11 protein-coding genes are annotated in these 10,645 nt (G+C 51.3%); 9 read left to right on the forward strand and 2 right to left on the reverse strand.

Annotated features, from left to right (window positions below):
* Window positions 1–314 precede the first annotated feature (314 nt).
* Both TH30_RS22685 and TH30_RS21710 read right to left on the reverse strand, forming a co-directional pair.
* Window positions 315–641 (reverse strand): GntR family transcriptional regulator, encoded by a 327-nt coding sequence (locus TH30_RS22685; RefSeq protein ID WP_114100164.1) that lies wholly within the window; start codon window positions 639–641, stop codon window positions 315–317.
* A 225-nt stretch (window positions 642–866) separates the two neighbouring features.
* Window positions 867–1,604 carry a TetR/AcrR family transcriptional regulator gene (locus TH30_RS21710; RefSeq protein WP_181850429.1) on the reverse strand — a complete coding sequence of 246 codons (738 nt, stop codon included), beginning with the start codon at window positions 1,602–1,604 and terminating at the stop codon, window positions 867–869.
* Between the two features lie 145 nt (window positions 1,605–1,749).
* On the opposite strand from TH30_RS21710, the gene TH30_RS21715 reads away from it, so the two are divergent.
* The 9 genes from TH30_RS21715 (at window position 1,750) to TH30_RS21755 (ending at window position 10,343) form a co-directional block, all read left to right on the forward strand.
* A complete protein-coding gene (locus TH30_RS21715) occupies window positions 1,750–2,886 on the forward strand; it encodes a C4-dicarboxylate TRAP transporter substrate-binding protein (RefSeq protein WP_114100166.1) in 1,137 nt (378 codons plus the stop codon).
* Between the two features lie 252 nt (window positions 2,887–3,138).
* Window positions 3,139–3,546 carry a TRAP transporter small permease gene (locus tag TH30_RS21720; protein ID WP_220150358.1) on the forward strand — a complete coding sequence of 136 codons (408 nt, stop codon included), beginning with the start codon at window positions 3,139–3,141 and terminating at the stop codon, window positions 3,544–3,546.
* A gap of 10 nt (window positions 3,547–3,556) precedes the next feature.
* Window positions 3,557–4,867: a TRAP transporter large permease gene (locus TH30_RS21725; protein WP_114100168.1), complete on the forward strand. Its 1,311-nt coding sequence runs from the start codon at window positions 3,557–3,559 to the stop codon at window positions 4,865–4,867.
* 143 nt (window positions 4,868–5,010) lie between these two features.
* The gene (locus TH30_RS21730) at window positions 5,011–5,664 is read left to right on the forward strand and encodes a TetR/AcrR family transcriptional regulator (protein WP_181850430.1); all 654 of its coding nucleotides are present in this window, start codon (window positions 5,011–5,013) and stop codon (window positions 5,662–5,664) included.
* Complete coding sequence (locus TH30_RS21735) at window positions 5,661–6,896, forward strand: metal-dependent hydrolase family protein (protein ID WP_114100170.1); 1,236 nt, start codon at window positions 5,661–5,663, stop codon at window positions 6,894–6,896. The genes TH30_RS21730 and TH30_RS21735 overlap by 4 nt, the downstream gene beginning before the upstream one ends.
* A 43-nt stretch (window positions 6,897–6,939) precedes the next feature.
* On the forward strand, window positions 6,940–7,929 hold the full coding sequence (locus tag TH30_RS21740) for a TRAP transporter substrate-binding protein (protein ID WP_114100171.1): 990 nt from the start codon (window positions 6,940–6,942) through the stop codon (window positions 7,927–7,929).
* Window positions 7,930–7,999: 70 nt separating this feature from the next.
* Window positions 8,000–8,512, forward strand: a complete 513-nt coding sequence (locus TH30_RS21745; protein ID WP_181850431.1) for a TRAP transporter small permease subunit — start codon at window positions 8,000–8,002, stop codon at window positions 8,510–8,512.
* 51 nt (window positions 8,513–8,563) lie between these two features.
* Window positions 8,564–9,874, forward strand: coding sequence for a TRAP transporter large permease (locus tag TH30_RS21750; protein ID WP_114100173.1), 1,311 nt, complete (start codon window positions 8,564–8,566; stop codon window positions 9,872–9,874).
* On the forward strand, window positions 9,867–10,343 hold the full coding sequence (locus tag TH30_RS21755) for a GAF domain-containing protein (RefSeq protein WP_114100174.1): 477 nt from the start codon (window positions 9,867–9,869) through the stop codon (window positions 10,341–10,343). The genes TH30_RS21750 and TH30_RS21755 overlap by 8 nt, the downstream gene beginning before the upstream one ends.
* The last annotated feature ends 302 nt before the right edge of the window (window positions 10,344–10,645 follow it).

Below are 10,645 nucleotides of genomic sequence, written 5' to 3' on the forward strand. Positions count from 1 at the left end.
ATGAAATTAACCTGACGGACCAGCTACCCGAATTGTCATAATTCGGGGTTATAGGATTTTTGGCCAGCCATTTCAAAAGAAGGGCCCCGCTTGCGCAGGAGCCAGTTCCAGCACGCCGGTTCGTGTGTTCTTAGGTTATCGTTGTCGTGGTGGTCGCTTACGCCAACCTTTCCATCCTTGTTGACCTTGGTCCAAGTACTGCCAGAGTGGTTTCCTAAGAGATCGTTCTGTCTGGTGGTGTCGCGGCTTTCAATTGCCTTGAGGATTTCTTCATGTTCGCTGATTGCGGTTGGCTATTTTGTGTTGCGCATGTTCTAGCGATACCGGATGCGATGTAGCCCCGCATTCATGCCTTTATGGGTTTCAATTAACAATAGATTTCTCGATGCCATGACAAGGGAGCGGTGAATACACTGGTTCAGCCTAAAATAGGCTAGGTGATCCTTGTGTGCAAAGGCGGCAAGCATTTCGTAATGCAATGCCCGTATTTCATCGATTTCTTCGTCAGTTGCTCGTTTGCAGGCAAGCTCGCCGTCAAGTCCTTCAATCCTGCCTAGGAATTTAAGTATATGCTTTACATCTTCTGGGCTTGGGGCGGCGGTAATCGCGCCGCGTGACGGGCAAAAGTTCAACAAGACCATTGACCGCTAGAATGCGAATAGCCTCGCGTAGGGGGCGATATATTAAGCTATTGAGCTAGTGTCCGCTCGCGGATCGGCTTGCCTGATCGTTGCTTTCATCCCGAACATTGAAGTCGTTTTTATTTTAGAGGGATGCGATTTTGACGGTTCGGGTAAACAGTTTACCGCGCTTGGTTTACCAACTGATTTTTCTTGAGATTGTCAGTCCAGCTTCGTGATCGGGCATCAAGAATCATTTGGGAACTTACCGGATTCTGCAAGATGACGCAGGATTTCCTTCCATTGGTCGAGCATCCTTCTGGCGACATCCGGTTCATTGTCGAAGCTTTTATGGACGGCAAGCCCACGCAGCATGCATAGATTGATCTGTATGAAGGTGCGTGTGCGTTTGCAATCCTGACTCACGCCCAGTATTTCGGCAATGATATTGTCGCGTTTGGTTGTCCATCGCGCCATGGTATTACGCAGGTCGCGGCCTAAATCATCGTCAAGGCGGGCTGCCAGCATCAGTTCGAGTGCCGCCATGTATTTGTCAGGTTCGAACAGTTTTTCCCACAGAACGTCGATAAGTTCGTCGGTTTTCATGCTCGGGCGGTTTTGGGCGTCATCAAAAGGCCAGTCGTTTTCCCAGGAACGCATCAGATAATCAAAGGCCGCAACAATCAGCTCGTTGCGGGTGGGGAACTGATGGGTTAGCGCCCCGCGAGATACCTTTGCCCGAGTGGCAATTTCCTGAGTCGAGATTCGCTCGTACCCGATCTCGATGAGAGCCTGAAGGGTCGCTTGGCATACGCGTTTTCGCGTATCACTTGATCGTTCTGCCTGTGTGCGACGTTTTCGGGGCGAACTTTTTTTTTCTGTCGCTTCAGAGAGCTCTGATGCCCGATTTTTCAATGCCATAAGGCGTAACGCTCCTGCTTTCGTTGTTGCGTCATAACTTATTTCAACCGGGTTTGATCCCACAAGTCCATTTATAAATATTGACATTTACAAGCAGACTAGTCTGTATGTTTCTGTCAAGAATAAAGCCGAACGGACTTAATCCGGCAATCGGTAGCAAGACACGTCAGACCAGAGTGGCCGTCACGACCTGAACATGGAGACCTAGATGCTTGGAAAAAAACTGATACTTCCGGCAATTGCCGCTGTTTTTGCAGCAGGTGGCGCTTTCACCGCACATGCGCAAACCAGCTTCATTGCCAACTCGTTTTATGATGCAGAACATCCACTCAGCAAATTCGGCTATGTCGAATGGGCGGAAACGGTTCGCGAGATTTCGGGTGGCGATCTGTCACCTGAAGTTTATACCGGATCTGTTCTTTTGGCGCCGCGCGCAAGCCTTCAGGGGGCGCGCGATAATATTGCCAATGTCGCGAACATCGCGGCGGTCTATACGCCTTCAGAGCTGCCAGTGGCAAATGCCATTCAGGAACTTGGTTTTAACTATTCTGATCCGTTGACAGCGATCTTTGTCGCTGCAGATTTCAGTATGCACAACGCAGTTCAGCTTAAGGAATGGGCTGATAATGGCATTGTTTATCTTGGTGCCTATGCAACGCCCCCTTATATCCTTTTTTGCAGCAAGCCGGTTCGCACCCTTGAAGACATAAAAGGCAAGCGTATTCGCACTGCTGGATCGAGTGTATCAAAATGGGTCGAGGAAGTTGGGGGTATTCCCGTAAACGTTCCATCAAGTGAAATGTATACCGGCCTTGAACGGGGTACACTTGATTGCGCAAGTAATGCTGCCAATGACCTGATTGACCGCTCTCTGTGGGAAGTTGCACCCTATACCACCGAATTGCCGACCGGGATGTACTGGACTGGGCCAGAATGGGGCTTCAACGCCGGCTTCTGGGCGGATCTGACCACAGCACAACGCAAGCAGCTTATGGATGCAACTGCCTATAGCATGGCAAACATGGCTGTGAATTACATTGCGCGCTCGGAAGCAGCACTTGAAGAGGCTAAAGCGAAGGGCAACGAAGTCAATCAGCCGTCCCCCGAACTGATGGCGTCGGTCGAAGAATTTCGCGAGAAAGTGTTGGGCGAGATTTATACGATTGCCGAACAAAAATATGGTGTCGCTAATGGCGCGGATCTGATCGACGATTTCCGGTTCACCTATGCAAAATGGGAGGGGCTGCTGGAACATGTAGATCGCAGTAATGTCGATGCCCTCGCGGCGATCGCTGCCAAGGAAATCTATGGCGATCTCGATCCGGCTTCCTACGGCATAAAGTAGGCCCATTTGCCTTTGGCCGATGCTCTTTGCACCTGGCACTATGACAGTGTGTTCCTTGTCTCCCGGAGCGTCGGCCAAGCCTGAAATGTAATTCCGGCACGAAGCGGAGCGGTATTCATGTCCTTTAATCCTGATCAAGATATTTCAGGTTCTGGCGCAGTTCAGTCCAACTTTCTGTACCGAGCTGTATCTTGGCTTAACACTGCATTTCTTGTGGTGTCTGCAGTGTTTGTCGTTCTCATGATGATTCATGTGACCGCCGACGTTTTGCTTCGGACAATTTCGGATTACGGCATAACCGGAACGCTCGAAGTCGTTTCTTACTATTACATGGTCTGCGCGATCTTTCTTGCGTTCGGATATGTCGAACTTCAAAACCAGCACATCCGTGTCGATCTGTTTGTTCAGCAAATGCCGCGTTCTGCGCAGGTCTTTCTTTATGTTCTGGCTTGTTTGGCGGGGCTTGCATTTTTTGGACTTCTTGCCTGGCAGAGCACGCTTGATGCCATTCGCGCGACCAAGTCCTCGGAAACCATCATGTCCAACTTTCTCTTTTACGTCTGGCCGAGCCGATGGGCGCTGCCAATCGGTTTTGTCGGATGTGTTTTGTCGGTGCTGTGCAATCTGATGAAGTCCTTAACCCGCTGGCGCGCGTTGTAAGAGGGAAGTAATGAGTAATCTTGATATCGGTATCATTGGGACCCTTATTGCGCTCGCGATGATTGCTTTGCGTGTGCCGATCGGGATCAGTCTTGGTCTTGTATCGATCGGCGGTATCGCGGCGATGTTTAATGTAAACGTCGCCTTGGGTATGATTTCTGCAACGCCGTTCGAATATGTCGGTCAGTGGGAACTGACGGCAGCACCGATGTTTCTGCTTATGGGGTTTATTTGCTCCTCAACCAACATGACCAAAGGGTTGTTTGAAGCGCTGCGGCTGTATCTGGCAAAGTTGCCCGGTGGGCTTGCGATTGCGAGTGTCGGGGCATGTGCCTTCTTTGCGGCGGCTGCGGGGTCAAGTGTTGCGACGGCGTCTGCGATGTCGCGTATCGCGGTGCCGGAAATGCTGCGTAACAATTATGACAAGGGACTTGCAACTGGCACCATTGCGGCATCAGGAACGTTGGGATCTCTGATCCCGCCAAGCGTCCTTTTGATCCTTTATGGCGTTTATGCAAAGGTTTCCGTCGGTCAGCTGTTTATGGCGGGGTTCATTCCTGGAGTGCTTTCGGCGCTCGTCTACATGGGCATGATCATGGCGCGGGTGAAGCTCAAGCCATCTCTTGCCGGTAGTGTTGTTATAAACCCGACGAAAGAAGAAAAACGCGCTGCCCTGAAAACGATTTGGCCGCTGCCTGTTCTTATTTTCTCGGTGCTTGGGGGAATATTTTCCGGCGTATTTTCGCCGACCGAGGCTGGTGCAATAGGCGCGTCGGTCGCGGCTATCATTGCGGCCGTTCGCGGCGCATTGACGTGGCGTGCGATCAAGAATTCCCTACGCGATACCATTGTTGCGGCGACGGGCATTTTTGTCATTCTGATAGGGTCTGTGTTCTTTACGCGCTTTCTTGCGTTAAGCGGACTTCCGGCCGCTTTCTCGGACTCGATCCTCAGTGTCAGTTCTGAACCGTGGTGGATATTCCTTGCGGTGACAGTCATCTATGTCGTGCTTGGGATGCTGATCGACTCTATTGGGCTTCTATTGCTGACCCTGCCGTTGATTTTACCGCTGGTAAGCAGTGCCGGATTGGACCCGATTTGGTTTGGAATCATCCTGATCAAGCTTCTTGAGATCGGGTTGGTAACTCCGCCAGTTGGCTTGAACGTCTATATGATCAAAGGTGCTTTGGGGAACCTTGTAACGTTGCCTGAGGTATTCCGGGGTGTCGGATGGTTTATCGCGATGGATTTCTTTACCCTTTTGATCCTGATGTTGTTCCCGATTTTGTCTCTTTGGCTGCCGACTTTGGCGTATCGATAAGTTGAGAGGTGGGAAGTATTGCAGAGATTAGGACGGGTTTTATCAGGGTTGTGTGCGTAATATAAAACAAACAGTCTATACTGTTTTTGTATGCGTCTGTTACATCAACGGCCTGAGGATCAATGCTGAAACAGGATGGCGAGATGACCGGTAGAACAGCCCGCACACAAGTTGAAAAAAGTGCAGAAACCCGTCGACGCATTATGGAGGCGACGGTTCGGCTTTTGCAGTGGCAGGGCTATTCGCGATTGACGACCCCGGCCATCGCAAAAGAGGCCGATGTCTCGCGTGGCGCTTTGACTCATCACTACGCCACGAAGGAAGACGTTGTTGTTGCGGCGGTCGAATATCAGCTCAAGGAAGCCATCGAAACCACGCGCCGATATGTTGAACAGAATGCAGACAAGGATATTTCTGTTGATGAGATTATTGATTATCTGTGGCGGTTGATGGCGGATGGCCTGTTTTATGTCACTTTGGAATGGCTATCGGAAATGCGCCATAACGCGCTTTTCAAAACCCGCCTCATACCGGTTGTTCAAGGCTTTCACAGCTCTCTCAACGAAATTTGGGCCATTATTTCGCGCCGATACCATGCTGATCGAAGACAGGCAGAAGTCGTCCTGAACGCAACAATGTGCCTGTTTCGCGGCATGGTGGCACAGACCATTGTCCGCAAAGATACCGAATATTTCGATGAACTTCTGTCCTTTTGGCGCCAGCTGCTTCGTCAGATGTTTGCCAACGGATTGGGTGTCGATATCTCCCCTCGCTCCACCAGAGAAGAAAGATCATGACTTTAAAACTGATTAAAAATGCCCGCATTGTTGATGGCTCTATTGCTGAACCGACTGAGCCGCTCAACATCCTGATTGAAAATGATCGCATTTGTGAAGTATCGGCAGATGCCACATCGCCGGATGCAGAAGTTATGGATGTGCGTGGCAAGACGGTGATGCCAGGCTTGATCGACTGCCATGTACATGTCATCGCAACCACCACAAATCTTGGCAAAAACGCCGACCTTCCGAACTCTTTGGTCGCGCTGCGTTCGGCAAAGATCATGGAACGCATGTTGATGCGCGGTTTTACGACAGTGCGCGATCTGGGGGGGGCTGATTACGGTTTGGTCGAAGCGGTTGATCAGGATGGTTTGCCTGCGCCGCGTCTCGTGATTTGTGGCAAGGCCTTGTCGCAGACCGGTGGTCATACCGATTATCGCGGACGCCACAGCCTGCGGTCTGTTGACTACTACAGAGATCAGATCGGTTCGCTTGGCGTGGTTGTGAACGGCGTTGATGAAGTCCGCCGTGCGGCGCGCGAACAGATCAAGGGAGGGGCCGATTTCATTAAAGTGATGGCAAATGGTGGTGTGTCATCTCCGACCGACCCGATTGCAATTTTGGCCTTCTCAACCGAGGAGCTTAAGGCCGCGGTTGAAGAAGCCAAGAATGCACAGCTTTATGTTTCTGGGCATCTTTATACCGACGAGGCCATTCGCCGTGCTCTTGAGTGCGGTGTTGAATCCATTGAACATGCCAATCTGATGAAGCCCGAGACGGCCAAGCTGATCCGCGAAGCGGGGGCCGTCGTGATTCCGACAAATATTACCTATGACTTGCTGGCGCGTGAAGGTGCCCGGTTTGGCTTGCCTGAGGAATCGGTTGCCAAAATCGAAGACGTTCGTGGTGCAGGTCTTGAATGCCTGACCCATCTGCATAAGGCAGGTGTCGTCATGGGGTATGGTTCGGACCTTCTGGGCGAGATGCATGGCCACCAGTCCGAGGAATTCCTGCTGCGTGGTCGTTACCTGCCAGCAAAGGATGTCATTCGGTCTGCTACCATTGATGCCGCAAAGGTGCTGCGCAAGGAGGGTGAAATCGGTGTGATCGCGCCGGGCGCATTTGCCGACATTATTGTCGTTGACGGAAATCCGCTCGACGACCTGTCCTTGCTGACCCGTCAGGGCGTGCATATGCCGCTGATTATGAAGGGTGGCCGCATCTTTAAAAATACAGGTTCCCTGTAAGTCCGGTTCGAAGATCACCGAATTTCAAAAAAAGGAAAGTGCAATGAAGAACGTTACCCTTCCGGTCCTTGCGGTCGCACTAGGGATCGGCGTTACCGGCGCTCATGCCGAAACCAGCCTGGATATGTCGAGCGAATATCCGGTAAGCTCCATTCATGCCCAGACGGCAGATTTTTTTGCCAAAACGCTTGGCGAAGAAATCAATGGCGACATAAGTGTCACCGTCCATCATGGTGGTGCATTGGGCTATAAATCGGTCGATCACTATGATGCTGTCGGGGATGGTGCGGTACAGCTTGCTTCATCCTTCTCGGGCGCGTGGTCAGGGATCAACCCAATCTTCCTGGTTTCGTCGCTGCCATTCATTGCGACCTCGATTGAAGATACCCGCAAACTTTATGAAGCAACCCGGCCCTTCTATGAAAAGGCGCTCGAAGAGGACAATCAGGTTTTCCTCTATGCCGCACCTTGGCCTGCTTCTGGTTTTTGGGCCAACAAACCGATTGATAAACCCGAAGCACTTAAAGGTCTGAAAATTCGGACCTATGATACCCCTGGTACCAAGACGCTCCAGAATGCTGGTGCATCACCGGTTCAGCTAAGTTGGGGCGATATCGTCCCGCAGCTTACGACCAATGGTATTGATGCTGTTCTAACCTCGGCTGACGGCGGTGCTGGGTCGCAGTTCTGGGAATATTTGTCCGATTTTACCGAAGTAAACTATGCGCTTCCGCTTCAGGTCACGCACATGAACCGTGATGCCTTTGATGATCTTGGTGAAGAAGGTCAGAAAGCTGTTCTTGACGCCGCAAAAAAGGCGGAAACATTCGGTTGGGAGGCTCTGGATTCCCGGGTTCAAGCCAACTACACCAAGCTTGCCGAAAATGGTGTAACCATTACAACCAACGTTTCGGCGGATCTTTTGTCGCTGCTGAAATCTTCTGCTGCCCCGGAAGTTGAGCAGTGGAAAGAACGCGTGGGTGACGATGCGCAGACACTGTTGGACACCTATCACGAGCTGCTTGCGAAGTAGGGCTCGATATCTTTGAACCCGTACCGGGCATGGTGATGCCATGCCCGGTGCGCTCAACGCGAATAGTATCATGAAATCTGTCGTCAAATTCATCGAAAGCCTGTCCAAGCTGGGAGCTGCCCTGGCCGCCATAACCTTGGTGGCAATGGTCTTGTTCATTCTTTTTGAGATTGTTCTGCGAACGGTTTTCGACAGTTCGACCTTTATCATGGATGAAATGGTTGGCTATGGCGTTGCAACGGCAACCTTTCTGGCGTTGCCCTATGCGTTGGGCGAGGGAAGCATCATTCGCGTCGAATTGCTTCTTGGGCATGTGTCAGGAAAGCATCGCAAGTTTCTTGAAGCTTTGAGCTGTGTCGTCGGTCTTGGTGTGACCTGGCTTCTGATTTCGTTCATTTGGGTCCGGGTTGCGCGCGACTGGTCCCGAAGTACCGTCAGCAGCAGCATTGCCGAAGTGCCAATGTGGATACCTCAGGGGGTCATTCTTGCCGGGCTGTGTTTGCTGTTTCTTCAGTTGATTGCGCTTCTGATCCGGCAATTCATCGCAATCCCCGGTCGTGCATCAGATGCCGAAACGCTTTGAAACAATGTCGTTTCGCACGCTGAAACTGTAATTAAAGAAACGAGTTTTATCATGGATGCACTTCTTGCTGCGGGATTGGTTCTTGCCCTGATTTTCTTGTTCCTTGGGCTCGGGGTCTGGATATTTGTTGGGCTTCTGGCGGTGAGCGGTTTGTCACTTGCCCTTCTTGCCGGTATGGATATCTCGCGCATCGGTACCATTGCTGCCAATATCGTCTATCGATACTCCACGACCTGGGAATTGGCTGCCATTCCGATGTTCATCTGGATGGGGGAGATCATTTTCCGGACCGATATTTCTGATCGGATATTTCGGGGCCTGACACCATTTGTGAACTGGTTGCCGGGAAGATTGCTTCATACAAATGTACTGGGTTGTACCATGTTTGCCGCAGTTAGCGGCTCAAGTGCTGCCACGGCGGCCACGGTGGGTAAAATCACCACAACTGAACTTTCGCGTCGCGGCTATGATCAATCTTTATCGCTGGGCTCGCTTGCCGGAGCTGGTAGCTTCGGATTGCTGATCCCCCCGTCAATCGTGATGATCGTATATGGCATCCTGGCCGAGGTTTCGATCAGTCGCCTGTTTGCTGCTGGTGTTCTGCCGGGCATCATGATCGCTGCGCTCTTTTCTGGCTATATTGCCTTTCGCGCCGTGCTGAAACCTGGCATTGCCCCGAAGGCAGAGTCACGGTTCAATCCTTTGGAATTGATTGGGGCGATTATCGATCTGCTGCCGATTATCACCCTGATGGTGATTGTCCTGGGGGCAATCTATTCCGGGATTGCGACCCCGTCGGAAGCCGCAGCGGTTGGCGTGTTTGGTGCGATTGTGATTACCATCTGCCTGCGCCAGTTTTCGGTTGCGATGTTGGTGCGGACCCTGCTGGGGGCTGTGGTCAGCAGTGCAATGATCTGTTCGATCCTGATCGCAGCAGCCTTTCTGTCGACCGCGATGGGCTATCTGCATATTCCAAGTGAAATTGCGCGCGCTATCGGTGAATGGCAGTTGTCCCCTTCGATGCTGATTGTGGTTCTGTCGCTGTTCTATCTTGTACTTGGGCTTTTTCTTGATGGTGTTTCGATCATTGTCATGAGTTTGCCGATCACATTGCCGCTGGCGATGCAGGCCGGGATTGATCCGGTATGGTTCGGCATTTTTCTGATTGTGACGGTTGAACTGGGTCAGATCACACCGCCCGTTGGCTTCAACCTGTTTATTCTGCAAAGCCTGACAGGGCAGTCTGTTGGCCGGGTGGCAAGATATGCGTTCCCGTTCTTCCTGCTTATGCTCGGTGCTATTGCCCTGCTTGTCTGGTTTCCTGAAATTGCCCTTTGGTTGCCGAGTACTCTTTATGACTGATATTGACCTTGTTCGACTGGCTGGTGCGTATGCGGCGAAAGCGCAGCCTGAAGCGTCGCTTGACGTAGTAGCCGATATTTATAATTGCCGGTTTAAACCCCGTCTGATGACGTTCTTTGCCTGGGATAATGGCGATGATATGTGCCGCCGCGTCTGGTCAAATAATCCGGAGAAATATCCGACTTCGGCAAAAAAAAAGATGGGGCCGACGCAATGGGGGCAAACCGTTCTGCGTGACCAGACGCCATGGTTCGGAAAAAACGAAACGGCCATGCGCGAGGCGTTCCCAGATCATGAACTGATTAAAAGTCTGGGCTGTTCTGCCTGCCTCAGTGTCCCCGTGGTTGCGATGGGCAAGTCAATCGGTGCGATCAGTGTCCTGCATGAAGAAGGTACCTACAGCCCATCTGATCTGAATGATCTTGCGACCTTGTCCTCACTCCTCGTTGCGCCGCTTCTGATGCTTTGAAGCCTCTCCAAACGCCCTTGTTCCTATTTGCCAGACAAGGACCGCAATGGGTAAATTGGCTTATTCCATTTCACAATCGTAAATTAGTTTTGGGCGGTCTGCTTTGTGGCAAGTTCAGTACTATGTGTTGATGGGGCGCGATCATGTTCGGCGCATAATCGTGCAATTTTTTGTCAGCTTATGTGGCAATCGATGTCAATTTGTCTGGCAATCGGAAATGCCAAGTAGTTGATTTCGCTGTATGTCGAATATCAAATTTTGTGGCACACAACAGTGTTTACAGAGCGTATTCACTGCTCCAT

The sequence above is a fragment of the Thalassospira profundimaris genome, assembly GCF_003326795.1.
Taxonomy (GTDB): domain Bacteria; phylum Pseudomonadota; class Alphaproteobacteria; order Rhodospirillales; family Thalassospiraceae; genus Thalassospira; species Thalassospira profundimaris_C.

What these genes read in the sequence shown, in the direction of transcription:
- TH30_RS22685 (WP_114100164.1), bottom strand. Translation starts at nt 641, where the DNA reads ATGGTCTTGTTGAACTTTTGCCCGTCACGCGGCGCGATTACCGCCGCC.
- TH30_RS21715 (WP_114100166.1), top strand. Translation starts at nt 1,750, where the DNA reads ATGCTTGGAAAAAAACTGATACTTCCGGCAATTGCCGCTGTTTTTGCA.
- TH30_RS21725 (WP_114100168.1), top strand. Translation starts at nt 3,557, where the DNA reads ATGAGTAATCTTGATATCGGTATCATTGGGACCCTTATTGCGCTCGCG.
- TH30_RS21730 (WP_181850430.1), top strand. Translation starts at nt 5,011, where the DNA reads ATGACCGGTAGAACAGCCCGCACACAAGTTGAAAAAAGTGCAGAAACC.
- TH30_RS21735 (WP_114100170.1), top strand. Translation starts at nt 5,661, where the DNA reads ATGACTTTAAAACTGATTAAAAATGCCCGCATTGTTGATGGCTCTATT.
- TH30_RS21740 (WP_114100171.1), top strand. Translation starts at nt 6,940, where the DNA reads ATGAAGAACGTTACCCTTCCGGTCCTTGCGGTCGCACTAGGGATCGGC.
- TH30_RS21745 (WP_181850431.1), top strand. Translation starts at nt 8,000, where the DNA reads ATGAAATCTGTCGTCAAATTCATCGAAAGCCTGTCCAAGCTGGGAGCT.
- TH30_RS21750 (WP_114100173.1), top strand. Translation starts at nt 8,564, where the DNA reads ATGGATGCACTTCTTGCTGCGGGATTGGTTCTTGCCCTGATTTTCTTG.
- TH30_RS21755 (WP_114100174.1), top strand. Translation starts at nt 9,867, where the DNA reads ATGACTGATATTGACCTTGTTCGACTGGCTGGTGCGTATGCGGCGAAA.